The organism is Acetobacterium wieringae, from assembly GCF_026646375.1.
Taxonomy (GTDB): domain Bacteria; phylum Bacillota; class Clostridia; order Eubacteriales; family Eubacteriaceae; genus Acetobacterium; species Acetobacterium wieringae_A.
The window spans coordinates 15491-41392 of the sequence record NZ_JAIPPU010000011.1 but is presented as its reverse complement, the minus strand read 5'-3'; the positions used below and the strand labels follow the sequence as shown (position 1 = coordinate 41392).

The window sequence follows — 25902 nt, the reverse complement described above, 5'->3', positions numbered from 1 at the left end:
CTCCTTAATTTTTAATACTCTTGCGCAACCTCGTGTATTGCCACAAGATTGTCAAACTTTGAACCAGTCGGAGCATCACAACCTGCTGCTAAAATCACCCCTTTCGCACCAATGTCATCGAGTAATCGACGAATATAATCCTTAACTTCATCAGGAGTGGATACGGTTAACATTTGAGACGGAACATCTCCCATAAATGCAACATGATTATCTAAAACTTTTCGAGCTTTTCTTAAGTCAGTCATACCATCTGTATTGATGATACATTTGTTTGCCGGTAATTCTAAGAATCGTTCTAAATCGCGATCCCAATTCTGGTCTAAATGTAAAATCGGTGTAATTCCACGTTCAATTAATGCTAACGCAAGTTTATACATGTAAGGCCATACTAAATTATCCCAAATTTTGGGACTAACGAGTCCTGAAGCACCCCGCCATCCGCCAATCCATTCACCGATGACATAATCCCGATCAGGTCGTGAAGCGATCATTTTCAACTGTTCTTCCAGCATGACATCTTGCGCTTCTTTGATTAAGTCCGGTTTTTTATAGCAATCCATAAAAAATGCTGTCATCGAACGTCCCCCACATAAAGTTTCAAACGGAGGACAGATTAATCCACTATTTAAAACCGGATAGCCGGCATCGGTATATTGTTGCGCTATCATTTCATCTTTTGCATGATATTCAAAGAATTGTTCAATCTTTTTCATATCAATGATTTGAGGTAAAATGCGATTCATTACCGCTGCTGATCCTTCTTTAATGATGAGTTCGTAATCGCCATCTTGTATTAATTTTTTCTCATCAACCTGCCAGATATCATTTTCACCTAATTCCTCTCCTGGCATTTTAACTTTAGACCACCATATTAGGCTTAAAGCCGCTTGATGCGCACCTGGATAAGCAAAATTAATACAATCTACTGGTGCAATATCATTTATACGATTTACAAAATCGATATAATATTTTAAACCAACTTCTGTATCTGACATATATTTAGCCAATGTAATATCAGAATAGGTTGGCGGTACCGCTTGCCCCATAAAACAGGCAAGAACATGTTCATTTTCATGATTGATCACCGCTTGAACTTTTTTTAATCGTTCGTCAAAAATTGGGTTTGTTTTCATCATAACATCTCCTTACATAATCTGACTGCAGACTGGGCATCGTCGCCAACAGCATCAGCGCCGGTGTATCGCACAACTGATTCGTCGGTGGGTCCGCCACCGATGATAATCTTAACCCTGTCGCGCAACCCAACTTCTTCAACGGCTTTGACAGTGTTTAAAATGGAATCATAAGCGGTTGTTAATAAACAGGATAATGCCAGAATCGGTGCGCCGGATTCTTTTAAAGCGTCCACAAAAACTTCCGGTTTGGCGTCCACCCCCACATCAATGACATCAAACCCACCAGATTTAAGCATCACATAAACCAGATCTTTGCCGATATCGTGAATATCGCCTTCAACCGTGCCAAGCACCACCTTTCCCAAAACGTCACCGGTTTTGCCGGACAGATGTGGTTCCAGCATTTCGCCAACTTCTTTAAACATTTCGCCTGACATCATCAGATCAGAAACAAAATAATCACCGGCACTAAACAACTCCCCAACTTTAACCATTCCGGCTTCGCACTCCTTTAGAATCTCCACCGGATCACGACCATTGTCCAAATCAAGCTGTACGGTTTCCATCAGCTCATCCATTTCCAGATTTGCCAGTAATTCACATATTTTTGCCATTTCTACATTCCTCCAATTATTCTTGAATCAACAACCTTTGGAGAATGCCCATCAAAATACAATAGTTTTAAACGAGTAAAAAATATATTATCATTTACTCAGATTTATGGTAAAATTCTGATGAGATCTCCTTTTTTCCGTGACTACTAATTAAGGGCCGCAATCCCTGTATCCCTGGAATTAAGGAGTCTTTTGTTTTTTTGACATCACATCTACCTCCTGTATTAATTTATAATAACGATGTTAATCGATTATTATGCTAATGCTCACAGGTGCCATCATGTTCATGATTGCCATGACAAACCTGACAGACATCTTCTCCACAGGTATGATGCGTTGCTTCTTCAGGTTGATTGCTTTCCCGATAGTCAGTCAGCATTTCATACACACTACAGGTTCGTGCCAGGGCCAGATGAAAATTTCGCAGATTCTTTTTTTTATCAATCCCAGATACAATGGCATTAAAGGTCAGGTGACCTTTGCAACTTTCTCTGTCAGCCCCATTGAGTTCACAATTTACCGGTTTATTCAAATCGACACTACTAAGACGAATAAAACGGTCTTCACCCAATTCAATAATCGCTTTGATATGTCCAATCATGAAATTCTCGGTCTTGCTTAACTGCTCAAGATAATTTTGGATAAAAAAGCAGCCGATTTCCTGCCATTTTTTGCTCGACCCTGCCTGACGTAACGTCAGTGTTGTCTCAATGGCCAGTGTTTCAAAAATATTCTGATACATTGTCGTTCTCCTTATTTAACCACCAATGATTTTTTGGATCTGTTCATTAAGCAATTGCTTCACATCAATTTGCACCGTCGGTAAATCCTGGTGATACTGTTTAATCACCCGTTCAGTTTTTTTGATTTCAACTGCCGTTGCGACATCAATTTTGTTGATAACGGCAAAATCAGCCAGTGGCACCGACGCCGCTAAATACGGTTCCAATACCGCTTCAAACATCTCAATTCGCGTCGGATCAAGAATCATCACATTTCTGATATTCTCTTTTGAAAAACCACTATGCGAAAGAGCCGGATAGATTGCTGAAGGATCAGCCGCTCCCGAAGGTTCGACTAAAATATAGTCGAGTTCATAATTCGTCATTAACTGAGTGAGGGTATCTTCCAAACTGACAGAAAGGGTACAGCAGATACAGCCGCCGAATATTTCCCAGACCGTATACCCCATTTTTTTCATTTGCAGATTGTCAATGCCAATCTCGCCCACCTCATTAACAATGATGGCACTACTTTTTTTTATTTCTGCAAGATTTCTTGCACAGCGTAGCAATAGTGATGTTTTGCCGGAACCAAGAAACCCGGTAAATAAAACTATTTTTGATCCATTCATGATCATTCTCCATTCTTAACTTATACGTACAAGTATGTATGGATTTAATATATATTACTGTAAACGTTTTGTCAAGATGCTTTCGCAATTTTTTATTTATTTACGATATGTCTCTGTCGTCTTGGCAAGACTTAAGAAGATTGTCTCAACGTCATACCACCATTAGAACAGTGCTGTTGATGCTTTAGATATAACAAAGAATATGGTTATATCAGACCTGCGTCTTCTTTGAAATGGTATAATCCAACTCATAAACAAAAAAAGATTCGATTTAACCGAATCTTAAAATAAATGTACTTTTTAGTAAAAATAGTTTTAGTAGTTGTCAATATTATTTTCATCAAACATGATAGCCGGAGCATTATTCCAAAATCGCAGACCTTTCAACACTTTATCCCAGCCCCACTTTACTTCTACTATCTTAACATCGGATGCAGAACAACCGTGATCATTGCAACAGCTGTAAAGATGCGATGCCAGACTATCCAGCGGCCGCCGACTTTATTCTTTTTGTAAAAAGCCAGAATTGCTGCGATAATGGCAACCAGACTGATAAAACCGACAACATAAGCCAGCACTGCCGTTGTGCTGACCTGACTGAAGGATAAAACCATATGAATAACGCCGGTTCCAACCAGAACATAGCCAGCCGGACGATGAACCTTCATCAAAAACCGGTCTAACGCTTTTATTTTGATTCTTTTGCTCACAAATTTGGCTGATACAATCAACAAAGCCAGCATTGCCAATTTTGCGCAAAGTGCATCAATCCCCATAATTAACTCAATCATTTAAATCTCCTCTGTTTATTTTATGGGTCAATTATACTTAAAACCAATAAACTGACAGATGAAAAAATCTAAACAAAATCTAAAGAAAATCTAAACACTTCTATTCCTTCAGCGCTTTCAATTACTCATAAAAAGCAGACCCTATCATCGATACGATCTGCTTCTTGTTCGCTTAATAAATTTAGATTAAACGATTTTCATTTATAAATTTAATCGGTATCCGGCCCCCCAAACCGTTTCAATGATGGCTGGCTTTGACGGATCGTCTTCGATCTTTTCTCGGATCCGGTTAATATGGACGGTGACCGTTGCGCTATCGCCGAGATAATCATAGCCCCATATTTTTTCAAACAATTGTTCCTTTGAAAATACGATATTGGGATTCATCGCCAGAAATTTCATCAACTCAAACTCCCGGTTTGGAAATTTGATTTCTGCTTCACCTTTGTAAACTTTCCAGCTTTTCAGCAAAATTTTTATCGTGCCGATTTGCACACAGTTATTATCCGTTTTTTCAATGCCTGCTGCCCCACCAGTCAACCGCTCATACCTGTTTAAATGAGATTTTACCCGCGCCACAAGCTCGGCCGGATCAAACGGTTTGGTGATATAATCGTCTGCTCCCAGTCCTAGTCCTCTGATTTTATCCACCGATTCCTGTCGAGCTGTTACCATCAGAATTGGAATATCAATTTTATCCCTGATTTCACGACAGATCTCATAACCACTCCTGCCAGGCAGCATCAAATCCAGAATAACCAGACTGTACGCTTGCTTCTCCAATTCTGCCACAACAAAATCCCCTTTTTCAATCATGACGACTTCATATCCGTTCATTTCAAGATAATCCCGCTCCAGCATCGCAATTTCAGAATCATCTTCTGCGATTAATATTTTTGCCACTCCAAGACCTCCTTCCTGCATATGACCATTAAATTCCTGATTGCCATTTCTTTTGACTGGTTAATGGTATCCTGATTGTAATTTTTAGACCCTTGTCGTTTTCAGCTGTGATTGTTCCCTGATGGACTGTCACAATATGTTTTACAATATAAAGACCTAGACCATTGCCTTCTTTTCCACTTGTTCCCCGAGCCTCATCGGCACAATAAAACTGCTCAAAGATATGCCCAATTTTATCCTTACTGACCCCTACACCATTATCCTTAATTGTGATGGTCGCAAAGTCATCGTTTCGTTTCAGTCCAATCGCAATCTCAAGGGCAGGACTTTGGGAATACTTAACGGCATTCTCAAGAAGATTACCCATTACTCGGGTCAGCTGTTCGGTATCAATCGTGACCGGATACTCGTTATCGCTAGCAACTGTATAGTTCAGGATAACACCACGGTGCTCTAATTCAGGTATTTCCTGCTGGATATATTTACCAAGAAATTCATTCATATCTGTTTCGATAAAGTTAAACGGCAAATTTCCGGTTTCTAATTTTGAGTAAAGAAACAGCTTTTGAAGCAGCTTTTCCATGCTTATGGCTTTTTCATAGACAATCTTTAAATATGCCTGCTGTTTTTCCGGGGTAGCTGCCACCCCATCGAGGATTCCCTTGACATATCCTTTAATTGAGGTGAGCGGCGTCCTCAGATCATGGGATATCCCTGCCACCATATCGGTTCTGGCACACTCAAAAGCGGCATTTTTTTCCTGTTCCCGTTTTAAGTGCTCTTGCATGTGGTTAAAAGCGTCACATAACGTTTCAAATTCTTCTTCCCCCCGATATTCGATGGGCGTCGACAAATCCCCCTGCTCAATCCGGTTGGCGCTATTGAGCAGTTTATTAACCGGTGTGATGATTCGTTTTGTCATCCTTTTGGTGAACAGCAGACTAAATATCAGGATCAGAACAACGGCCAGCAATCCAACCACCAAAAATAACGACAATTTGATCCGATGTCCTTCAACAATCGTCTCTTCCTCATCGATCGGTAAGACAATATATGCGTCATAGCCTTTCCCCGCAATTGATATTTTTGCGCCAACCACAATGTTTGGCTCCAGATACCAAAGACCTGGTTGGGTTGACAGATTCATTTTAGTAATTTGTTTTTTCAAACTGTTGTCTGAATCGATATTGATAGCAACCGCTTCACCGTTCTGATAAATCAAAAACTGGTAGTTTTCTTCCTTGAGAATTCTGTCAAGTTCGGCCAGATCATTCCCGTTGAATCCGACCAGCTGTTGAGCTGCTTCAAAAATCTCCTGATCGCCATAAATACGACCTTCAACATCCCCTTCCGTCCGCAATATATTAAACAAAATACTGCTGATCCCCAGTAATACCAGCAGTGCCAGTGTCAGTATCCATGCATTCGACAACAACATTCGCTTCTGAATCTTCATTTATCCCTCTTTTTCATCTCATCAGAATGACAGTGAACCGCTCGCACTCGTAATCATATCATTGCCATTTTACCTTAAAACGGAATGGTTCACTCAATTCTTGTCATATTAATACTTTGATTATTACAAATTATAACACTGCCCGCTAAACTGCCAGGTAACAAAAGCTAAACAAATTCTAAATAAGCACTATAGTTTTTCTTTTCGGCATCATTGATGACCGAACAAATCACCAACGCCAGCCATGGTATCAAACAACAAGGCGGCATGTCGGCCAATTTGCAGGGTCGCCACATAACCCAAAGAGTCGCGAATTGAAATCAAGCTTTTTTAATATGAGATGGCTAAAACTCATGGTTTTTACTTTCCTTCCTCTTCGGGTTCACTTCAATTTGATTGTTCTCTCAGCTGAAATTGATTAATGTTTTCCTCCCTGAAACTGAATAAATGCCCTGATTACTGTTTTGAGGGTTGCACAGCAATTTTTACAGTTTGTACGCGAGTTTGTCTTTTAAATAATTATTTCAAATATTTATGAATCCAATCACACATTGACTCAAACATTGGCCGCAAATCAATTGCTTTTTGAGACAAAGAGTATTCAACCTTTGGTGGTATTTGAGGATATTCTTTTCGAAGGATCAATCCATCTTTTTCCATTTCTTTGAGTTGCGTACTTAACATCTTGTGGGTAATTGGAATTAGCAATTTTTTTATTTCACCATAACGCAGAACGTGATTCATAGCAAGAACGTAAAATATTCGCATTTTCCACTTTCCACCAATCATATTAACTACTTGTTCATAAAGAGCATAATCGATTGTTCTAAGCTTTGAAGTGTTTTCTAACATATTACTCTCCTTTTTGATAGTACCTATAAAATATGTGCGTTCTATACTTATTACTATATTATAATTATAATTGAATAAAAGTAAAATTTATTTTATTGGAGGATCATATGAAAAAGAACATCATTTTTTGTTTTACTGGAACTGGAAATAGTTACCGTGTTGCACGCGATATTTCAGTAGGACTAATTGATTGTGAAGTATATCCCATGAACATAAAAAACATAGAATTGCTTAAGGATAATTATGAAAGAATCGGATTTATTTTTCCTGTGTACTATCAAGGATTGCCAATACAAGTTAAGCTGTTTGTAGAAAATATTTCATTGAAAAAGTCTATAAATACATATCTATTTGCAATTGCAACATGCGGCAGATTAAAAGGGAATGCGTTAAGCGAAATATATGAGATTCTAGCAAAAAACAATATCATATTAAATTACGTAAATCATGGAGTAATGGGGGATAATGCAATCGCTTTATACAACGCAAAAGGTACAACTGAACAAATCGAGGCTCAATACAATATCTGGATTTCACAATTTGTTTTAGAAATTCGAAATAGAAAGACCCTGATAGCTAATAAGAGTTCTAAGCTCTTAGCTTTTTATAATAAATATCAATTGAAGAAAGTTCCGACGAGTGATTTCAATTTTGAAGTGTCGGATCTTTGTACCTCCTGTGGACTTTGTGAAAAATTATGTCCAGTAAATAATATTATGATTTATAATAAAAAACCCAAATATAATCATACCTGCCAACAATGTATGGCATGTATTCAAAATTGTCCGTCAAAAGCAATTGACTATAAAAATCGAACTAAAAATCGTCAAAGATATCTCAGCCCAAGTGTTAGTATAAATGATTTAATTCAATTTAAAAATCGCCTAGACTCTTCATTTAGTTAGTGAGTTTGATGTTCTTTTCATCGATACATAACGCAAACCAGGCGATTAATCCCAGGTCAAACATTATACAATTGAACTACATCATCCGTAACGAATTACCTAACTGAACCGACCCCCAAAAGTTAGACTAAAACTCTAACGATTGGAGGTCGGTTCAAATTGAGATGCGTTTTTACTTGTCTTTTTTTAGTATACGTGTTGGCGAAATGCCTACATAATCGGATCCATCGCCAAAGCGGGATGATTCTTGGTTTCAAGGAATTCCAGAACCGCTTCGGAATCAGTGGCAATGGTTTCGTCACAGACCATGTCGGCAAAGTTTTCCGGTCCACCCATGGCTACAACGGCTTTGTTCAAGCGGTCAGCCACATCGTCTTTTAATTCTTTCGGCATCCAGACAATGCGTTGTAGTCCGCCTTCAGCCGACATAAACTTTTTAGAACCAATCAGGAACCGACCGTGACCCATAAAGCCGGGGGTCTGCACACCACCACCGGTCATGGAGGCCAGCTCGCCGAAGGTCATCCCAACCGGTGAGGTCTGACTGAATTCACGGTTGACAATGATCACGCCATTGGCTTCAGGCATGATTCCACAGATACATTCAAAGCAACCACAGGAAGTCATTGGATCTTCAAGGATTGAATACAGAGTGACGCTTTCTACTGCACCTTGTGAAGCGCTGGCAACAGCCTTGTTAACCGAATCCCAACGGCCAACTCGTTCATCACTGGCGGTGCCTTTAACAACTGGCTGATTGGGTCCTTCGGGATCAAGTTCTTTGGTCGCCTTGGCATCGAGCCAGGAAACCGCACCACACAGACCCAGACGTTCCGGGGTAACGATGCAAACATGGCTGGGCGCAAAAGACTGACACAATAAACAGGTGTAGAATTCATCAACACTCTCATCGGTCAGGGCATTCATTCGGGCATCTCGCTCAGCGTAAATCGGTTTAACCATTTCTTCGCCCAGACGTTTAACGTCGTCAGCGTTGGTGTAGATGGTGATTTCACATTTATCAACCACCTTTTCAAAATCAGAACGCATTTTGGCATACAGCACTTCACCGATATGTTTTAAGCGGAATCCTTTTGCAAAGGCTTCTTTGGTCAGACGAATCCAGGCGATGTTACGTTGGCCCACATGCATGGCTCCATCGATGTAGTTAGTGAAATAGTGGATACGACGTTCCAGAACGGTTTCGAAATCTTTTTGCATTGCTTTACCGCCAACCGTAACAACAATCCCCAGTGGCAGACGCACGACATCGGCGTCGGCAAAGCTCGGATCATCGATATCCGGTCCGATAACAGTGATTTTGTGATCTTCCATGGTTGCCGGATCACCGGTAGTGACCAGTTCCCAACACTCGGTTTTGTTGCCGCCAAATTCAGCAAACATGGTGTCTTTCCGAACACGTTCCCCTTCAAAAGCCGAGGCCACAGAAACCGGCACATCGATTTTGGTGACTTTAATTTTAATTTCCCGGGCTTCCAGAGAAAATTCGACGGTTTTGGCGTGGTCGGCCTGAGTCATCAGGGCTCCAGGAACTTCAGGTACCGGTACATCGGCAATGACTGGGAAACCAAGCGCAATGGCACCCGCACCTACGGAAACAATCACTTCGTTGAGTTCACCAAAGGTATTGACAAAAGCCGGAACCCGTTCTTTGGTGTAGGTTAAGAACTCTGGCAGTTTGCCCGGTTCGATGCCACCAAAAATCAGGGCCGCCCGAATCGCCACGGAGACCACGTGGATAACGGAGGTCACTTCATGACCCAACGGGATCACCCGATAATCCAGCCCCATCTTGACACCGCCTTCCAGGGCCTGCTCAATAATGTTACCAACCATAAAGGTCAGCAAGCCTTTTTCCTGATAGTCTTTGACAATCGCAGCCAGAGCAGCGGGGTCAGCAGCTTCGCCCAGCAGTACGGCAATTCCGGGAATATCACCAGTTACCAGTGGCACACCCAATGACCGGATAATTGGATCAGGGACAAAACCGATGCCAGAATCATTGGCGTAAGGGTCGCCTTCTAGATAGCGGATGGCTTCAATAATTTCCGCGCCAACGGCTGTGGCCAGACCGGCGTTTAAGGCTTCGCCCAGATCTTCTTTATTGGTGATCAGGCTTTTAAGAATCCCCACAGCTGCAGGCAAATCGCCCAGGGTCTTGATTTTAACCCCAGTTGCTGCATAAATAATCGGTAAACAGTAAGCGGTATCGGGGTAGCCCACAGCATGATCTGCACCAAATTTTTCAATGGCGTCATTGACCGCACCTTCAGTTAATCCGGCAACCGCATTGGAACCAGCGTAAATTAAATCTGTCAAACTCATCGTTTTTCACTCTTCCTTTTCAAAGAAATATTTTATTTGTTGTACATATCTGAATAATGCAAGTTTTGTGCCAAACCAAAATCTACCTGTAAATCCCCAATTAATGGCGATTTTTGTCCAAAGGCGTCTATTTTTTGTGTCTATATTTTTGACACTGTCAATGAACACTTGACACTTTTTGACACCACTTGACACGTGTTTCGGCAACTGGCTCGCTAACTAATCTGATATTTTTTGATTTTATTATAAAGCGTCTGGCGGGTGATGCCGAGTTTTTCGGCTGCTGCCGACTTGTTATGCTGACAGTTCTCCAGCACTCGGATGATCAGCTCGCGTTCATTTTCCCGGATTTCACTGGCGGCGCCCCCGACCCCATTGTTTAAGGTCACCGCCGCATGTAGCTCGGTTATAATCGCCTGGCTTTTAATCACCTCATCGTCCACCAGAAAGCTCAGCCGTTTCAACAGATTCTCCAACTCCCGGATATTGCCGGGCCAATCATAGCGCATCAGCGCCTGAATGCCGGACTCATCAATCCGCTTGAGCCCAGTTTTGGTTTCTTCACTGATCTGACTAAGAATCTTTGCAGCCAACGCCGGGATTTCGTCACGCCTTTCACGCAGTGGCGGCAGGACAATATTGATCACATTGAGGCGGTAGTAAAGGTCCTTACGGAATAAACCATCCCGAATCATCGCTTCGAGGTTTTGACTGGTGGCAGCAATCACCCGGGTATCAACCTGCTGGGTCTTGACATCACCCATTTTTTCAAATTTCTTTTCCTGCAGAAAACGCAATAACTTTGACTGAATTTCAATCGGAATCTCGGCGATTTCGTCAAGGAAAACCGTGCCGCCCTGGGCCATTTCCAGTTTGCCGGCTTTACCGTTTTTACTGGCTCCGGTAAAGGCTCCCGGTGTGTAGCCAAACAGTTCGGTTTCAAAAAAATTCTTGGGAATGGTGGTGCAGTCAATGTAGATAAAGGGCTTATGACTGCGGGGGCTTTCCTGATGCACTACCTCGGCAAACATCGTTTTGCCAGTGCCACTTTCGCCTCGGATTAAGATCGAGGCATCGGTTCTGGCAACCTTCCTGATATAGTTTACCTGGCCGATCATTGCCTCGCTGAAAACAACAATACGATCATCTTTGAGTTTAAGCTGTTGGCTGGCCAAATTACTGTTGTCAATCCGTTCTTCAAGGTCAGAAATTTTATCCAGCAGCAGTTTTATAAAATCCGATTCCACCGGAATCACCTGGCGCAACACCGCCTGGGATTCTAAAATCGGGCTCTCAAAAATGATATGTTCCTTGCCGGAAATGATCTGCCGCCAGATGGCCGGTTTTCCGGTCGATAGTACCTCAGTATATTTTGATTCCCAGGCCAGTGAAATAATACTGGTGTCTTTTTCAAAAGCCAACGACAGAAATTCCTGGTACTTTTTGTTGATCCGCACAACCATACCGGAGTTGTCAATCACCGCCAGATAATTGGGAATGCTGTCAATAATATTCTGATTGAAATTATCGGCTTCAAGGGCATTTTCCAGGGCAACATTGAGTTGTTTATTGGCCCGGCTGGAACGCTGGCTTTGGGATTGGATCTGATTTTTACTTTTGGCCAGCTTCAGTGAATTGATGGTCAGATAAAGCATGTTGATATCCGGTTTTTCATCGTCACGGACGGGCTGAAATCTCTTTTTATTGCCCTTAGCCGGAGTGATTTCAAATTCACAATAGTCATCACCAAGGGCGTTACAGCGTACTTCGATGGCATCCATATCCTGATTGCTGATGGTACTGACAGCACCGGCCAAAATCCCGGCTTCAAAATAACAAACCGGTTTGCCGATATTTTCCATCTCACTACAAGTAAAACAGTCATACAGTCGAAAGACAATTTTGTTATCGGACATGTTGGTCATCACAATCTGACCAATCCCCAGGGCCATAATCTTTTCCGCCAGGCTGTTATAATCAGTAACATTCAGACTGCGGCCAACATTTTTTGCCGTATTATAATAAATTTCTTCCTCAACTGCCTTGGAATTGCCACTAGTATTGGCGAGATTCAGCACATTTTTTAAATTTTTCTCAACGTGATTATAATTTTCATGGTTCACAATGCCGTTATTAAACATCGCACAGCTCCTTTGTGATTATCGATAATAGTTCTATTATAATAGAAAAGCGACAAAATAGCCATCTTATCGCTTGATTGTTTTTATTTATTTCTGATTTTTAAACTACCTTTTTCGTCCTACAGTGACCGATCCAAGCTTCATCCAAGGTGCAAAAAAATACTACGGCTAACCTTCCAGTTTATCGTTTTTCTTGCGATTTTTAAGCAATACGGTTGCTTTTTTCACACGTGTCATCATATTTTGCACATCGCTATTTTTTGCACCTAAACGTTGGCACTCTGACTTTTGCCACATAACGACCGGAGAATGCCAAAAGTGCTGTTAGAATCCGGGTTTCAACCTTTTAGAACAAATTCCCCGACCATTTTTTTCAGCAGTTCGGCCTGACCGGTCAGTTCCTCGCTGGCCGCCGCACTTTCCTCGGCGGTGGCCGAGTTCGTCTGAACAACTTGAGAGACCTGTTCAATACCTTTATTAATCTGGGCAATTTCCACCGCCTGATCGCCGGAAGCCTGGTCAATATTGGCGACCAGATCAGAAACCTTTTTAATTTCAGTCAAAATTTCTTTGAGGCTGGCAGCCGTTTCATCGGCCAGTTTTGATCCCACTTCGACCTTATCAATGGACCCTTCTATCAGACTGGTAGTTTCTTTGGCAGCCTCGGCGCTCCGGGCGGCCAGCGTACGGACTTCTTCGGCAACAACGGCAAAACCCTTACCATGGCTTCCGGCCCGGGCGGCTTCCACCGCTGCATTAAGGGCCAGAATATTGGTTTGGAAAGCGATGTCATCAATGACCTTAATAATTTTTGAAATATTGTTGGACGATTCATTAATCTCCACCATTGCCGTAACCATTTTTCCCATTTGTTGGTTGCCAATTTCGGCATTGTTGCGCACCTCCAGTGCCCGAACATTGGCTTGCTTGGCATTGCTGGCATTGCGTTTGGTCTCTGTCGTCACTGCTTCGATGGAGGCAGTCAGCTGCTGAATTGAACTGGCCTGTTCCATGGTACCCTCGGATAGGGCTTGGCCACCATCAGCAATCTGTCGGGCTCCCGTTTCCACCTGAGTGGCTGCCACATTAATCTCAGTAAGGGTCTGGCTGAGATTGCCGGTAATCTGGTTGAGAGCTTCTTTAATCGCCAGAAAATCACCCCAATATTCAGCTGTTATTTCCTGATCGAGATTGCCCTTACCCACTGCTTCCAAAACAGCGGTAATTTCATCAACATAGTGTTTTAAAAAGGCAATGGTCTGATTCATATTATCCCGAATCAGCGCATAATCACCCTGATAATCACCGGACATGGCCGCGTTGAGATTGCCCCGGGCCAGTTCTTCCAGCGCATCCGATGCCTCCATCATCGGACCCACCAGAGCATCCAGGGTTTTATTAAAGCCAGCAATAACCATGGCATATTCTCCGGGAAAGCGGCTAATATCGCCACGATTACCGGTGTTTCCCGCTACGGCAATCCGGGCCATTCCATTGGCTTCGGTAATTAATAACTCAATGGTTTCAATCATCCCAATCAGACTTGGTACCAAGTGATCATTGGTGCTTTGTTGCCCCAGTTGACGAAGCATATCAAGATCCTTAAGGTTCCCGACGGCAATATGATTAACCACCGCAATCACCGCGTTAAGCCGTTGATTAAGGCTATTGATGGACTGGGCCAATTCGGCATAAATGCCCCGATACTGACCATCCATGCTTTCCCCAAAATCGTGATGACTCATCTGCCCCAATATCCGGTTGCCTTCTTCCAGCGCTCCCAGGCCATCGATACAGGCATTGATACTGTTTTTCAGGGTATCAAAGTCACCCTGATAGGCAGCGGTAATTTTAGCCGGAATGTCGCCGGCACCGATCCGCTTAACATAATCCGCCGCCATATTGATGGGACCCACCACCGCATCCAGGGTGTCATTAACCCCATTAACGATATCCCGAAAGCCGCCTTTAAACCGGTCACTGTTACCGCGAACCTGAAGCTGTCCAGCCACACCGGCCTGAGACAGCCGGGTCACCTCGTCAATCAAACCGCGGATCGAGGCAATGGTGCGCTTGAGCGCTGGGGAAATTTCATCGGCGTCATCCTTTTCTTCGATCGTTGCCGAAACGTCGCCATCCGAAATCTGGATCATCGTGCCGATCACCACTTTCTGCAGGTCTTCAGCAAAGCAGTCCATGGCGGTCGCCATTTCGCCAATTTCATCGTCGCTGTCAAACCCCAGCCGCAGACCCAAATGCCCCCGGCTCATTTCCTTGATCATCTCGCTGATGCGGGCAATCGGCGTGGTGATCGATGTGGACACCCGGTAGAGAATCAGGGCCAGTACCAGAAAAACCAACAGCCCGACCACCGCCACCATCAGAATATTTTTAAAGATCGCGGCTTCAATGGCGTCCATGGAATAGCCGATGTTGAGGGCCCCCTTCAGTTCGCCATTGATGACTACCGGATACAGCACATCATAGACCCGGGCTTGACCGGCCTCGTAATAATATTCGGATGCTGAGGACTGACCATCAATGGCTGCCGCCTTCACCGCTTCATTATCGGTATAACTGCTGCCGATATCCTCCGAATGGGTATCGGCCACCAGCGTCAAATCCTGGTCGATAAATCCGGCGTAGACAATCTGGTCATTGGCTGACAATTCGTCAATCAGGGCCTGATACCCAAAGCGTTCGGTTAGATCAGTAATCCGATCGGCAGTAACTCCGGCCTGAACAAATTCGTCGGTGCTGGTTTTCATATAACCAAATTTAAAGGTCTCATCGGTTTCGGTGCTTTTGCGGATCGCTTCCATGAATTCGGTTTTGCCGCTATCCATAAAATTATGGATGGGATCTCCGGCTTCTGCTTTCCAGCCAACGTACTCGCCGTTGACCGCACTAACTATTTCACCGGCGGCATTAAACCAGTAAATCTGATTGATCCCCGATTGCTGGGCCAGCGCCGTCAGATAGGGATCACTGATGGCCCCCCGGTTGGCAATGACAATATTGCCAATACTGCGGATCTGTTCCTCGATCATGAGGTTCATGGCGGCGAGGGCTTCACTGTTGTCTTCCAGCCGCTTAACAAACTGCTGGGAGGTGGCAAAGCCGTTGGCTCTCATTTCGGCCAGCAGGCTTTCGCGGGTCAGATAAGCCGAGATGGCACCAATGACAAACACCCCCACCAATACCGAACATAAGGGCACAACCAGCAGTTTGCGCTTAATCGTTTTACGTTTTCGTTTTGTCTCTTCCATCGTTACTTTCCCCTTTTTCAAGTTTTTGTTTACGTGTTAAATCAAGCAATTTTCGTGCCAACGCGTGTGTTTTCCTGCGATTAGGGAAATTGACACCGCTGTTTATCGATTGCTCCGGTTTAAAAATTTTTTTAAATCTGTAACGAATGGGTATGAAACGAACAAAGATCGTATTAGGGAGGTAACGAACATGCATATTGAAGAGGTTATCAATAATCTTAAGAAAATCGATGGTTCCCGGGATATCTGGCGGGATATCATCAAAGCCTTCGAGGGCTTTTCCGTTAATGGAGTGACTGAGGTCGCCATCGAATCTCAGATGGATGACGAAATTGTCCAGGCTTTTATCGATACCGATGGTGCGCCGGTGATCCAGATCGCCCTGGATCAGTGGGCCGATGGCAGCTATGTGGTCATCGATGCTCAACAGCTTCGCTAAACAACCTTTTGGCCCATATTAAGCGCAGTAAAGAAAATCCGATTGATACGATAAAACGGTTATCAAAAAAACACTGCACTCAATTGGATAAAGCATCACAAAAAAACAAACAGGCCCAGCTGCACCGGGCCTGTTACGGTCACAAGCGATCGTCTACCCAGCACCGACCGAATTGCCAAAATGCCAAGACCGCTTGGTAAATGCATTACTTTTATTTTGTTGCGAACATTTTTAAAGAATGGCGGTACTCCCGTTATTTCCGGTTCTTCAACTCGTCCCGGATGCGCCGATACTGGATCACTGGTCCGTCCCCGGAGAGCAGGTTTTCCTTGGAGATAAATGCCGAAGCTTTGGGGCGTTGGGTGATTACCACCCGCCGGTCCTGGCGCTCGATCAACCGGTTACCGAATTTTCCGAACCAGGCGATCAGAGTATTAACTGGCCTGAGTCTGGTTGAGCGGCAGTAGAAGCGGAGGTACAGGATCGTGTTTTCATCATCCACCGGTGCAAAACAAATAATAACCTTGGTGGCTTCACTGATATGGTTCATCCAGATGTTTGGAAACAAGAATTTCAAATAGGTGGGTTTAATGATGCAATCATCCGCCGCTTTGGGAGTTTGTCCGACATCTGTTTCATTATTGGCACTGGTTATCAGGCCCCCGGGGACAAACTCAATTTTGGGTCCATTAACCAATGTCTTGTTGCCCCGTCCGATGGTGTTGTGATGGACAAATGGCAGGTGAATCACATCCAGCTGGTTTTCAATACAGCGGGAATAGTGGGTCGGCCAATGATCTTCAATTTCGCTATAAACAAACGAATCATCGATATCCCCATCAAAAAACGGCAATTCCTCAGTCTGTTTTTCCGGTTCCCCATACCACAGATAAATGATGCCATGGCTTTCCCGCACCCCATAAGCCTTGACGTTAAACCGACTTAAATCTGCGGTGGATGCCCTCCCGTTGGCCGGGACAAAAGTACAGTGGCCCTGGGGGTTAAACTCCAGACCATGAAACGGACACTGAAGACATTCCCCTTGCAGCTTCCCGCGACTCAACGCTGCTCCGCGGTGGGTACACTGATCAACCACACAGCCAAGTTCTCCGACCCGGTTACGGAACAATACGAGTTCCTGATTCAGCCGTTTAACGCTGACAATCGCTTCTTTTTTCACTGCCTTTGATGGCAAAATGGCATACCATTGATTACTGATCATCGCTTCTTCCTTTCCATTTTGATAACTTGCAGTTTTGTTATGATCCGAGTTTTATAGCCGCAGAACGGCACTGCTTATTACGCTGCATTCGACCTCTATTCTAGCAGAAATCCAAGCTCAGGTAGAGAGAATCGCCAAAAATCATCACCATTTGCATAAATTTTCCCTTTATTGATGTAATCAAGCTGTCAAACTGGCAGATCCCTGAATTCTCCGCTAGAATTGACTGCTTGTCTGTTAAGTACCTGACACGCTTTATTTTAACTGTATCATCCTTCGACTGTCTGTTCAGCAAATCGATCACAACGTTTCAGAATCTGCAGGCACAGATAGGTTAGCCAAGGCGAGGGCTGTTTTTTCTGGCCGAAATCCCAGCGCTTACTTTTAAGGTAGATCGATTCAGGCGTAAACCGGTTTTGCTCATCGGCCTTTGTTTCCAGCAGCGTCAGCATTTGCATAAAGCGCTGGTCACAGCGGGCCTGGGGGTATTGGCTCAGACAGTCGCATACGGCAACCAGATCAAACCAGATCACCGGCGCTTTCAGTTTCCGGAAATCCGTACCCATATAAAACAGATAGGGATGGGATTCCCGACTTTTTTCCCATTGCGAAAGGATGGCTTCAATGGCAATCCCGGCAACGCTGAAGCGGGCGTATTCGGGAATCCTAGCCAAAAGTCTCAACATCGCCAGATTGGCATAGGGACACAGATCGGCTTTCTTGCCCGGTCCCCGCCATTGTCCCAATTCTTTAGAAACCGCACAGGGGAAGCCGTTCTCCCGCTGGCGTCCAACCAGAAAATCGACCCCCGGTTTAAGCTGTTCCTGATAGGAAACCCCAGCCCGCAGTAACGCCAGGTGCATCAACGGTGCATCACAGAGCAACCAGCCCAAGGTTTCTTCACCAGTACCGCCGTAGCTTTTGGGCACCTTGATGACGCTACGATAAATACCATTTTCATCAACGGTCTTTAGAATTTGCCGGATCGCCTGATCAATTTCCGGCACCTCCCGATTTAAGCCAATGTCCAGCAAAAACATCAGGATGTGGATGGGCAGATCCGGGTTTTTGTGATTACTCACCATGGTATCGGAGAAATTGGCCACAATGCGTAATTGTGCTTTTATCCGGTCATCATTTAAAACCTTTTTTTTTAAATCTGTTAAGTCCTGATCCGGTTGATGCAAAAGATTTTTACGGGTGGCATAAGCGACATAAGGTTCTGCTGATAATAGCCATTCGATACTCTCCATCATATTCCTCCTTGTGATTGTTGCTTACTACACAGAGTCTTTTTATATGTTGGGTGCCTGACACACCATCTTTTCAATTTCTTCACAATAGCTTAAATATGAGTAAGAATATCAATATTCCGACTTTTCTCTTTCATATTTTCGTTTTTGCTTTAATTTATTCATCCAAACCTACCATATCGGTCAGGTGACAGACAGGCCTAAGCTTTAATCGTAATCGTTTTGGCGTCATAATCCAGCAATCCTGCTTTTTTCATTTTGGCCAGTTCCCGGCTCAGGGAAGTCCGCTGAACGCCCAGCCGCTCTGCCAATTCTTTTTTAGAACAGCCCAGGGTTATCACCGGGCTTTGCTGGAGCTGGTATTGATGACTGAGATAGTCGTTAATCCGCTGGCGAACGGTTTTTAGCGAAATCACCGTCAACTTGTCGGTCAGAATCATCGTCTTTTCCGAAATCGACTGCAGCAGGTTTTTAAGAAAATCAGCATTTTTCTGGCAGAGCGACACCACCTGCTCCCGCTCCAGCTGCAGCAGCGTTACCGCCGTGGCCGCCACCACCGTCATCGGATAGCCATTGCTGATGGCAAAGAGCAGATTTTCGCCGATACTATCCCCGGCTTCAAAGACGTTGACAATCAGCATGTTCCCATTTTCATCGAGATTCAAAACTGCCACCTGGCCCGACAGAATCACATCCATTTGATAACAGGGTTCATTTTTCAAATGAATGACCTGATCCTTGTGGCAGTGCTTGACCGTCGTTTCGGGCGAGCGGATTATTTCTAGAAGCTCCGCTTCACAAAAGCCGTCAAAAAAATGAGCGCTGTTCAATAAGCAAAACAGATCATTATTTTTCATTTTTTATCCCCTTGTGTTACCATGGTAACAGTTTTTCTTTCATTTATCAATTATACTCGATTATATCTTGAACAAAAAGTGATTTTGAAAAGTAACGAAACACTTTTTATTTAAATTTATTATCCGAGGAGATTACAATGTTAGAAAAAATTTATGCATTTACCAATGGAAACGAGAAACTGATCGAAAAAATTATCGATGACCAGCCGGTGATGATAAACCACATGATTTTCCCCGAAGGTGACGGTTTGAAGGAGCATTTTTCCAATTCCAACGTCTATATGATCGTCATTAAGGGGGCGCTTACCCTACAGCTTGGTGACCAGGAAGCACATCGCTATCAAGCCGGAGCGATCATCGCGATTCCCTACCACGTCAAAATGAATGTCAATAACCGTGATCCCGAAATTCTGGAAATTTTTGTGATCAAAGCCCCCGGCCCGGCCTTTTATCAGCCGGATAACCAATGACAACCGCCTGGCGTCGGGTTATCCAGATGGCTTTTCTGAGCCTGTTCGTGGCCCTGCTGGTGACCGGTAAGATTCAGCTGTGGATCGGCGTCTTTGTGCTGGGGGTGCTGACTTCTCTGTTCTGGAGCCGGCTTTACTGTGGCTGGATCTGTCCGATCAATACGGTGATGGATGGGATCACCTTAGTGAAACAGAAAAGCCATATAAAAAGCTTTAAAATTCCCCGCTGGCTGTCAAAACCTTGGCTACCTCTAGTGATCCTGTTGCTGTTTTTGCTGGTCTTTATCTTTGTGCTGGTGACCGGTCAAAAACTGCCGATTTTGCCGCTTCTCTTTGCTGGCGGCGTGATCCTCACTTTTTTCTTTCCGGCGGAGCTGTGGCATCGTTTTTTATGTCCCTATGGGACGATCTTAAGTCTCAGTGGAATGAAGGCGCGTTATGCCATGGCCATCGACCCTGAACAATGCAACAACTGTGGAGCCTGTCAAAAAGCCTGTCCCGCAGGAGCGATAAAAAAGCAATCTAAACATCAGATTGTCAAGCACCACTGCCTGGTTTGCCTGAAGTGTCAGCAAAGCTGCCACCAGAACGCCGTCCGCTATCACTAGCTGCTTTAGCAAAACCACCCGATGCAAAAATATAAACGCCCTATTTGCGGCCGTCTGCCGCAAATAGGGCGTTTATTGGGTTGCTTTATTCAATTTCAATTTGTTTGGTCAACTCCGGCTTAACCTGTTTTGGCACCGTAATGGTCAAAACCCCATCCGTTAGCTTGGCTTTGATGTCGTCCGAGGCCGCATCAGCCAGAAAGACGTTGCGGGTCATAGCTGTGAATTTTCGTTCCCGATGAACATAGTTTTTATCGGTCTCTTCTTTTGTTTCTTCCTTCTTGACGGCTATCTGAAGTCGTCCCTCTTCCAGGGATAGACTGATTTCATTTTTCTGGAAGCCGGGGAGCTCGGCCTCAACAATATACTCTTTTTCATTGTCCTGGAGGTCAATTTTAAAGGTGTCTCCTGCCAAACTTCGTCGCATTGACCAACCATCTGCAAAAAAGTCGTCAAGCATATTCTGGAAATCATTAAAACCGGTATTCATCAAATCATTTCTTTTTCTGTTAAACGGAATCAGTGCGGTCATCATAACTACTCCTTTACATTGTATTTTGTTAGCACTCTCATTCATCGAGTGCTAATTATGGTTATTTTATACCATCTTTTTTTTTATCTGTCAATACTTCTGCAAAACCTTTTAAGTTATTTTTAAGGCGGTCAGTTAATCCAACGCTAGGGTTTTACTTCCGGTCGTAGAGAATATTTTTGCGCAGGGTTTCGGCCGCTTCCGCCCCAGCCAAAACAGTTACCAGCTCCAGGGCAAAGTCCACTGCTTTTCCTGGCCCCCGGGACGTAATGATACGGCCATCCCGCACCACCGCCGCCTGTTGGTAGCTAGAATCCGGAAACGCGTCTTCAAAGCCGGGATAGGAGGTCACTTTTTTGCCAGTGATAATCCCCGCCTGGGCCAGCACAATCGGCCCGGCACAGATGGCAGCGACGAGTTTCCCAGCCTCATGCATCGCTCTGACCACGCTAATCACCCGCGGGTCATCTCTTAAGTTGGCTGCCCCGGGCATTCCGCCGGGAATCACGACGGCCTCATATCCATCAAAGCTGTCAAGCTCGTCAATATGGCGGTCGGCCTTGACTTCGATTTGATGACTTCCCGCCACCATCAGCCCCTCTGCTATGCTGATCATCTCAACGTTTAGCGTGCTGATCCGGCGCAAATAATCGACTACCGTTAACGCCTCCACTTCTTCAAATCCCGGTGCTAAAAAAACAATTACCTTCATCTTTTTCCTCCTTTATGCTTTAATTTGTTATTTGCAAAACTGCCGTGGGCTTTGTTCTTTTTTTAATTTCACAATTGCCTATGTGTTTATCTTATTCTAGTCCCAAGCGCACAAAATAACAACGTCTATTTAGACGCCCAACAACTTTTTATTGAATGCTTCTTTTCTGTCAGGGTGTGACATTTTGTCTTAATCAAATCCCTAATTTAAGTAAAAACCTTGCATGATCGCCTGGCGATTGGGTATAAAGCTACTGACACCAACGCCAGACACTGCGATTTTAGCAATTCCCCCGACGACGAAGGAGACTGTTATGGATGATACCCACGCCCTGATTGCTTATCTCAATGCCTTTCTGGATGAAAAAAAAACTCCGCTACCAGCCGGTTACGCCGACGACCCCGATTTTCTTTTGCTGATCAGTAAGCTTAATCGCATCCAGGCATTTGTTAGTGAAGCCCAAAAATCAAAAAGCGAGAACCTCTGTGACCTGGATGAGCTGATCGCTTTGAAGAAACAACTAAAGGAACGTGAAGAACATCATCGGCTACTGATTGAAAACGCCAGCGACATTATCAGCACCGTCAACCTCGATGGTGAATTTACCTATATCAGCCCCTCGGTGGAGCGGATGACCGGCTACACGGTGGATGAGGTCACCCATCATTTTCGTGAAATCAACTATTTTCTGCCGGAAACCTTAAAGGTCATGGAACGCACCATGGCTCTGGTCAAGCGGACAATTGCCCGGGGTGAACGCTTTGACTCGGTTCGTTTTGAACAGATGCAATATACCAAAAATGGTCAGGCACTCTGGACCGATACGGTTCTAACCGGGGTTTATGATGATCATAATCAGCTCAAAGAGTTGCTGGGCGTATCCCGGGATATCACCGAGCAGGTGCGACTGCGGGAGGAAATCATCCGGCTTTCGCAAACCGACAAACTGACCCAGCTTTACAATCGTTCCCGGATCGAGGATCTGCTGGAGGATGAGTATAAACGGGCCAACCGCACGGATTCGCCCTTTGCTGTCATCTTTCTGGATGTCGATCATTTCAAGTGGGTCAATGATCGTTTTGGCCATCAGGCCGGGGATCTGATCCTCAATGAGTTGTCGACGGTACTGCTTGACAACATCCGCCAGACGGATCGGGTCGGGCGCTGGGGCGGCGAAGAATTCGTTTTTATTCTGCCCGATACCGATGCCACCGGAGCCCTGCTTTTTGGCGAAAAAATCCGGTTAAAGATTGCCAGACACCCGTTTACCAATCCGACCCACATCACTGCCAGTCTGGGGGTGGCGGTTTATCAGGGCCGGGGCACACTAATTGAGCTGCTTGCCCGGGCCGATGACGCCATGTACGCCGCCAAGAAGGCCGGTCGCAACCAGGTGCAGTTGGGCTAGACCTAGACTCTCAAACAACCACCCGCTGAGAACAAAAGTAGTCTTCTTAGTTTTGCAGTACCCGGATGGCCTCGGCCAACTCGACATCTTCCCCATTGGCAATCCGGATGGCATTTTCCGACGTCATCGGGATGACCAGATCCGGCCGAACCCCGCCACTGCCATTACGACTGTCCAGCTGGATGTTTTTCTGTTCGTCCAGTGACTGACCCGACGGCCAGTGGACGGTCAGTGAACCGGGCATCAAGGCTTCAGCGCCAGCCAGGCCAAATGATCCATTGGTGCCATAAAAACCCAGCGTTCTGACATTGGGCAGTTTCTGAAGCCCCATCGCCAACCCTTCTCCGGAGCTAACGCACTTGGGATTAATCAAGACAATCACGGTTCCCTCATAATGCGGTTGTGTCGGCTCAATGGTCAAGCCGACACTGCCATCTTCATTTTTCTGAATATCAAATGCCCCTGTTGCCGGATTATAAAGATTCTGGTATTCATAAAAGGCTGGCTGATCGTAAAAAAATCCCAGCATATCCACTGCCATCTGATCAAGTCCACCAATGTTATTCCTAAGATCGATAATCAGCCCCTGGCTACCATTTTGTTCGGCAGCAGTAATGGCATCACGAAGCAGATCCAGGGTTGACTGCACTTTTCCGGCTTCCTGAAGATCCGCATCGAGTTCTCCCTGAATTTTTACATAAGTGATCGTATCGGCTACCGTTTGGCTTTCCACCATCGCCTTTGGCACCGGATCCGGATTATCCACCCCGACAAACATATCCCTAAGTTTATTGGAGACCACGGCATCCGGATAATTTTTGCGAAGCGACTGGCCACCATCATCAAAAGCAACCAGCGTTGCCGTTCCCGGGGTTGCCCCATCAGCGCCCAGATAGCCAATCTCAACCGGCTGGCCAATCGGGGCCCGAACCAGATAGGCCAGCTTTTTCAGATTCAGATATTCGGTGGTGGCCGATGTTCCGGAAAGCGACGTTTCGGTTTGATCCAGCGCCGTCCGGATCGGTTGACCATTCCAGGAAACCACCTCAATCCCCGGCCGCAGGCCAGCTGCAAAGGCCTCCGATGCGGGATCAACCCAACTGATGACGATGTTTTGATCACTGCTGTTTGCAAGTGCCAGCCCATAGCCGCCACCAATAAATAAATCATCAATTTCTTTAAGATTGTTGACCCGGACATGGCCATCGGGTATTTCATTGAGATAAGCCCGCAGCGTCAAATAGTAGCCTTTAAAATCCTGACTGCTTTGGGCGGCGGCAATCTGGGGTGCATAGGTGGCATGAAGGGAATCCCAATCAATTCCCTTCCATTCTGTGAAGGCATATTCCTGCGCGAGGGTTTCGTGTAGCGCTTCAAAGGCTGCTGTCCAGCTGAGATCACTAAAATCGTTGGTTGCCTCCGATTGGGTCGGTGGCCGGTCAAAATAGGCAAGAATCCCGGCAACGACGATGACGATACAAAGAATCGCAAGTAGTTTTTTTATTTCCCTGGTTTGCATAAGAACTCCTTTCAAAGCTTGCGGAAATCCCCGAGACTGCAGCCTTCAACAGCAAAATTTCAGCGCTTGACGGTTTCTTTTTTTAACCGACGAGCCACGAGCCCTGTTACGATAATAAAGCTCACTCATTTTGCGATTACAGGTTTTCCGCCGAGTTTAAATTAAGGTTATTATATAACACTTTAAGTCATTTATCCAATAAATTTAATCCGCTTGCTGATCGTCGGGTTAAAAAAATACCGGATTGCGGCGTTTAGCCACGATCCGGTATTTTTTTATCGGTTAGTGCTACTGCCCCACCGGCCCGATGATCCCGGCCCGATAGGCTTTGCTGTATTTGCGACAGTGCTTATCCTGTCCCATCAGGGCATAGGTGGCGAAGATGGTGCCCATCATTTCCCGGTTTGTCGGATCCAGCACCGCCGAATCCATCCCCGCTTCCATGGCAAAGGCCATGGCCGTTTTATTCAGTAGCGGTCGTACCGGTAAACCAAAGGAAATATTACTGATCGCCCCGGTAACGTGGATGGTCGGATAGAGTGCCTTGATGGCTCTGATTTCGTTGCCCAGGTTGACCAGGGCATTGTTATCGGTGGACAGGGCCATCACGCAGGGATCAATATGAATCCGATCCGGGGTGATCCCCAGTTTATCAGCCTTTTCCACCATCCGGCCGGTGATTGCCAGCTTGGTTTCCAGATCACAGGGAATTCCCTTGTTGTCACAGGTTAAGCCAACCACTTCCCAACTATTTCCGGCCAGCAAAGGCAACAGGATCTCGCACTTGTCTCCTTCTTCGGAAATCGAATTGATCATCCCCGGTTTGTTGGCATCTTTAAATACGGCTTCAATGGCCCGGGGATTGGGGCTGTCAATACACAGCGGCGTGTCCACCGCATCCTGCACCACCGCTATCAGCCACTGTAGCGTTTTGATCTCCTCTTCCGGCGCAGTGCTGGCACATATATCAATAAAATCCGCTCCCGCTTCGGCCTGCTTGATGGCCCGGTCAGCGATAAAAGCGGCATCCCGTTTTTCGATGGCTGCCTTCACCACCGGAATGCTCCCGTTAATTTTTTCTCCGATAATAATCACTGCATTTCTCCTTTTTGTCT

General features: G+C 45.1%; 23 protein-coding genes. 5 read left to right on the top strand and 18 right to left on the bottom strand.

What is annotated here, in order from left to right; all coding sequences use genetic code 11:
- Window positions 1-11: 11 nt before the first annotated feature.
- The 8 genes from Q7P33_RS10940 to Q7P33_RS10905 all read right to left on the bottom strand — a co-directional run bounded on the left by Q7P33_RS10940 (window position 12) and on the right by Q7P33_RS10905 (window position 7106).
- Window positions 12-1136 (bottom strand): uroporphyrinogen decarboxylase family protein, encoded by a 1125-nt coding sequence (locus Q7P33_RS10940; protein ID WP_303870296.1) that lies wholly within the window; start codon window positions 1134-1136, stop codon window positions 12-14.
- Complete coding sequence (locus tag Q7P33_RS10935; protein WP_303870294.1) at window positions 1133-1750, bottom strand: B12-binding domain-containing protein; 618 nt, start codon at window positions 1748-1750, stop codon at window positions 1133-1135. Before Q7P33_RS10935 ends, Q7P33_RS10940 begins: the two co-directional genes overlap by 4 nt.
- A gap of 259 nt (window positions 1751-2009) precedes the next feature.
- Window positions 2010-2492, bottom strand: a complete 483-nt coding sequence (locus tag Q7P33_RS10930; RefSeq protein WP_303870293.1) for a hypothetical protein — start codon at window positions 2490-2492, stop codon at window positions 2010-2012.
- 15 nt (window positions 2493-2507) lie between these two features.
- Window positions 2508-3104, bottom strand: coding sequence for a GTP-binding protein (locus Q7P33_RS10925; protein ID WP_303870291.1), 597 nt, complete (start codon window positions 3102-3104; stop codon window positions 2508-2510).
- 416 nt (window positions 3105-3520) lie between these two features.
- Window positions 3521-3895, bottom strand: a complete 375-nt coding sequence (locus tag Q7P33_RS10920; protein WP_303870289.1) for a hypothetical protein — start codon at window positions 3893-3895, stop codon at window positions 3521-3523.
- A 201-nt stretch (window positions 3896-4096) separates the two neighbouring features.
- Window positions 4097-4798, bottom strand: coding sequence for a response regulator transcription factor (locus Q7P33_RS10915; protein ID WP_303870287.1), 702 nt, complete (start codon window positions 4796-4798; stop codon window positions 4097-4099).
- 28 nt (window positions 4799-4826) lie between these two features.
- Window positions 4827-6254 (bottom strand): HAMP domain-containing sensor histidine kinase, encoded by a 1428-nt coding sequence (locus Q7P33_RS10910; protein WP_303870286.1) that lies wholly within the window; start codon window positions 6252-6254, stop codon window positions 4827-4829.
- A gap of 519 nt (window positions 6255-6773) precedes the next feature.
- Window positions 6774-7106, bottom strand: coding sequence for a helix-turn-helix domain-containing protein (locus Q7P33_RS10905; protein ID WP_303870285.1), 333 nt, complete (start codon window positions 7104-7106; stop codon window positions 6774-6776).
- A 107-nt stretch (window positions 7107-7213) separates the two neighbouring features.
- Between Q7P33_RS10905 and Q7P33_RS10900 the strand changes: the two genes are divergently transcribed.
- Entirely contained in the window at window positions 7214-8011 is a 798-nt protein-coding gene (locus Q7P33_RS10900; RefSeq protein WP_303870283.1) for an EFR1 family ferrodoxin, read from the top strand.
- A 210-nt stretch (window positions 8012-8221) separates the two neighbouring features.
- On the opposite strand, the gene acsB is transcribed toward Q7P33_RS10900, so the two are convergent.
- The 3 genes from acsB to Q7P33_RS10885 form a co-directional block, all read right to left on the bottom strand.
- The gene (acsB, locus tag Q7P33_RS10895; RefSeq protein WP_303870282.1) at window positions 8222-10357 is read right to left on the bottom strand and encodes an acetyl-CoA decarbonylase/synthase complex subunit alpha/beta; all 2136 of its coding nucleotides are present in this window, start codon (window positions 10355-10357) and stop codon (window positions 8222-8224) included.
- Between the two features lie 215 nt (window positions 10358-10572).
- Window positions 10573-12498 (bottom strand): sigma 54-interacting transcriptional regulator, encoded by a 1926-nt coding sequence (locus Q7P33_RS10890; protein ID WP_303870281.1) that lies wholly within the window; start codon window positions 12496-12498, stop codon window positions 10573-10575.
- 338 nt (window positions 12499-12836) lie between these two features.
- Window positions 12837-15767 carry a methyl-accepting chemotaxis protein gene (locus tag Q7P33_RS10885; protein ID WP_303870280.1) on the bottom strand — a complete coding sequence of 977 codons (2931 nt, stop codon included), beginning with the start codon at window positions 15765-15767 and terminating at the stop codon, window positions 12837-12839.
- A 190-nt stretch (window positions 15768-15957) separates the two neighbouring features.
- Between Q7P33_RS10885 and Q7P33_RS10880 the strand changes: the two genes are divergently transcribed.
- On the top strand, window positions 15958-16206 hold the full coding sequence (locus Q7P33_RS10880; protein WP_303870279.1) for a hypothetical protein: 249 nt from the start codon (window positions 15958-15960) through the stop codon (window positions 16204-16206).
- Window positions 16207-16459: 253 nt separating this feature from the next.
- Here Q7P33_RS10880 and Q7P33_RS10875 read toward each other — a convergent pair whose 3' ends face one another.
- From Q7P33_RS10875 to Q7P33_RS10865, 3 genes are all read right to left on the bottom strand, one after another.
- The gene (locus Q7P33_RS10875; RefSeq protein WP_303870277.1) at window positions 16460-17428 is read right to left on the bottom strand and encodes an aromatic ring-hydroxylating dioxygenase subunit alpha; all 969 of its coding nucleotides are present in this window, start codon (window positions 17426-17428) and stop codon (window positions 16460-16462) included.
- Between the two features lie 269 nt (window positions 17429-17697).
- Window positions 17698-18684 carry a hypothetical protein gene (locus Q7P33_RS10870; protein ID WP_303870274.1) on the bottom strand — a complete coding sequence of 329 codons (987 nt, stop codon included), beginning with the start codon at window positions 18682-18684 and terminating at the stop codon, window positions 17698-17700.
- Window positions 18685-18881: 197 nt separating this feature from the next.
- Window positions 18882-19538: a Crp/Fnr family transcriptional regulator gene (locus tag Q7P33_RS10865; protein ID WP_303870272.1), complete on the bottom strand. Its 657-nt coding sequence runs from the start codon at window positions 19536-19538 to the stop codon at window positions 18882-18884.
- Between the two features lie 137 nt (window positions 19539-19675).
- Here Q7P33_RS10865 and Q7P33_RS10860 point away from each other — a divergent pair, with 137 nt between their 5' ends.
- Together Q7P33_RS10860 and Q7P33_RS10855 are read left to right on the top strand one after the other, a co-directional pair.
- Window positions 19676-20008, top strand: a complete 333-nt coding sequence (locus Q7P33_RS10860; RefSeq protein WP_303870271.1) for a cupin domain-containing protein — start codon at window positions 19676-19678, stop codon at window positions 20006-20008.
- On the top strand, window positions 20005-20616 hold the full coding sequence (locus Q7P33_RS10855) for a 4Fe-4S binding protein (RefSeq protein WP_303870270.1): 612 nt from the start codon (window positions 20005-20007) through the stop codon (window positions 20614-20616). The genes Q7P33_RS10860 and Q7P33_RS10855 overlap by 4 nt, the downstream gene beginning before the upstream one ends.
- 85 nt (window positions 20617-20701) lie before the next feature.
- On the opposite strand, the gene Q7P33_RS10850 is transcribed toward Q7P33_RS10855, so the two are convergent.
- The gene (locus Q7P33_RS10850) at window positions 20702-21151 is read right to left on the bottom strand and encodes an Hsp20/alpha crystallin family protein (protein ID WP_303870268.1); all 450 of its coding nucleotides are present in this window, start codon (window positions 21149-21151) and stop codon (window positions 20702-20704) included.
- 151 nt (window positions 21152-21302) lie between these two features.
- Window positions 21303-21860, bottom strand: a complete 558-nt coding sequence (locus Q7P33_RS10845; RefSeq protein ID WP_303870266.1) for a DJ-1 family glyoxalase III — start codon at window positions 21858-21860, stop codon at window positions 21303-21305.
- Between the two features lie 313 nt (window positions 21861-22173).
- On the opposite strand from Q7P33_RS10845, the gene Q7P33_RS10840 reads away from it, so the two are divergent.
- Entirely contained in the window at window positions 22174-23268 is a 1095-nt protein-coding gene (locus tag Q7P33_RS10840; RefSeq protein WP_303870265.1) for a sensor domain-containing diguanylate cyclase, read from the top strand.
- Between the two features lie 46 nt (window positions 23269-23314).
- Here the strand turns inward: Q7P33_RS10840 and Q7P33_RS10835 are convergent, their stop codons facing one another.
- Entirely contained in the window at window positions 23315-24787 is a 1473-nt protein-coding gene (locus Q7P33_RS10835) for a S41 family peptidase (RefSeq protein ID WP_303870263.1), read from the bottom strand.
- A 288-nt stretch (window positions 24788-25075) separates the two neighbouring features.
- Window positions 25076-25882 (bottom strand): methyltetrahydrofolate cobalamin methyltransferase, encoded by an 807-nt coding sequence (locus Q7P33_RS10830; protein WP_250935420.1) that lies wholly within the window; start codon window positions 25880-25882, stop codon window positions 25076-25078.
- Window positions 25883-25902: the final 20 nt, after the last annotated feature.

Bases quoted from the DNA above. Each gene is read 5' to 3' on its own strand.
- Q7P33_RS10940 (WP_303870296.1), bottom strand. From the start codon at position 1,136: ATGATGAAAACAAACCCAATTTTTGACGAACGATTAAAAAAAGTTCAA.
- Q7P33_RS10935 (WP_303870294.1), bottom strand. From the start codon at position 1,750: ATGGCAAAAATATGTGAATTACTGGCAAATCTGGAAATGGATGAGCTG.
- Q7P33_RS10930 (WP_303870293.1), bottom strand. From the start codon at position 2,492: ATGTATCAGAATATTTTTGAAACACTGGCCATTGAGACAACACTGACG.
- Q7P33_RS10925 (WP_303870291.1), bottom strand. From the start codon at position 3,104: ATGAATGGATCAAAAATAGTTTTATTTACCGGGTTTCTTGGTTCCGGC.
- Q7P33_RS10920 (WP_303870289.1), bottom strand. From the start codon at position 3,895: ATGATTGAGTTAATTATGGGGATTGATGCACTTTGCGCAAAATTGGCA.
- Q7P33_RS10910 (WP_303870286.1), bottom strand. From the start codon at position 6,254: ATGAAGATTCAGAAGCGAATGTTGTTGTCGAATGCATGGATACTGACA.
- Q7P33_RS10905 (WP_303870285.1), bottom strand. From the start codon at position 7,106: ATGTTAGAAAACACTTCAAAGCTTAGAACAATCGATTATGCTCTTTAT.
- Q7P33_RS10900 (WP_303870283.1), top strand. From the start codon at position 7,214: ATGAAAAAGAACATCATTTTTTGTTTTACTGGAACTGGAAATAGTTAC.
- acsB (WP_303870282.1), bottom strand. From the start codon at position 10,357: ATGAGTTTGACAGATTTAATTTACGCTGGTTCCAATGCGGTTGCCGGA.
- Q7P33_RS10890 (WP_303870281.1), bottom strand. From the start codon at position 12,498: ATGTTTAATAACGGCATTGTGAACCATGAAAATTATAATCACGTTGAG.
- Q7P33_RS10885 (WP_303870280.1), bottom strand. From the start codon at position 15,767: ATGGAAGAGACAAAACGAAAACGTAAAACGATTAAGCGCAAACTGCTG.
- Q7P33_RS10880 (WP_303870279.1), top strand. From the start codon at position 15,958: ATGCATATTGAAGAGGTTATCAATAATCTTAAGAAAATCGATGGTTCC.
- Q7P33_RS10875 (WP_303870277.1), bottom strand. From the start codon at position 17,428: ATGATCAGTAATCAATGGTATGCCATTTTGCCATCAAAGGCAGTGAAA.
- Q7P33_RS10870 (WP_303870274.1), bottom strand. From the start codon at position 18,684: ATGATGGAGAGTATCGAATGGCTATTATCAGCAGAACCTTATGTCGCT.
- Q7P33_RS10865 (WP_303870272.1), bottom strand. From the start codon at position 19,538: ATGAAAAATAATGATCTGTTTTGCTTATTGAACAGCGCTCATTTTTTT.
- Q7P33_RS10860 (WP_303870271.1), top strand. From the start codon at position 19,676: ATGTTAGAAAAAATTTATGCATTTACCAATGGAAACGAGAAACTGATC.
- Q7P33_RS10855 (WP_303870270.1), top strand. From the start codon at position 20,005: ATGACAACCGCCTGGCGTCGGGTTATCCAGATGGCTTTTCTGAGCCTG.
- Q7P33_RS10850 (WP_303870268.1), bottom strand. From the start codon at position 21,151: ATGATGACCGCACTGATTCCGTTTAACAGAAAAAGAAATGATTTGATG.
- Q7P33_RS10845 (WP_303870266.1), bottom strand. From the start codon at position 21,860: ATGAAGGTAATTGTTTTTTTAGCACCGGGATTTGAAGAAGTGGAGGCG.
- Q7P33_RS10840 (WP_303870265.1), top strand. From the start codon at position 22,174: ATGGATGATACCCACGCCCTGATTGCTTATCTCAATGCCTTTCTGGAT.
- Q7P33_RS10835 (WP_303870263.1), bottom strand. From the start codon at position 24,787: ATGCAAACCAGGGAAATAAAAAAACTACTTGCGATTCTTTGTATCGTC.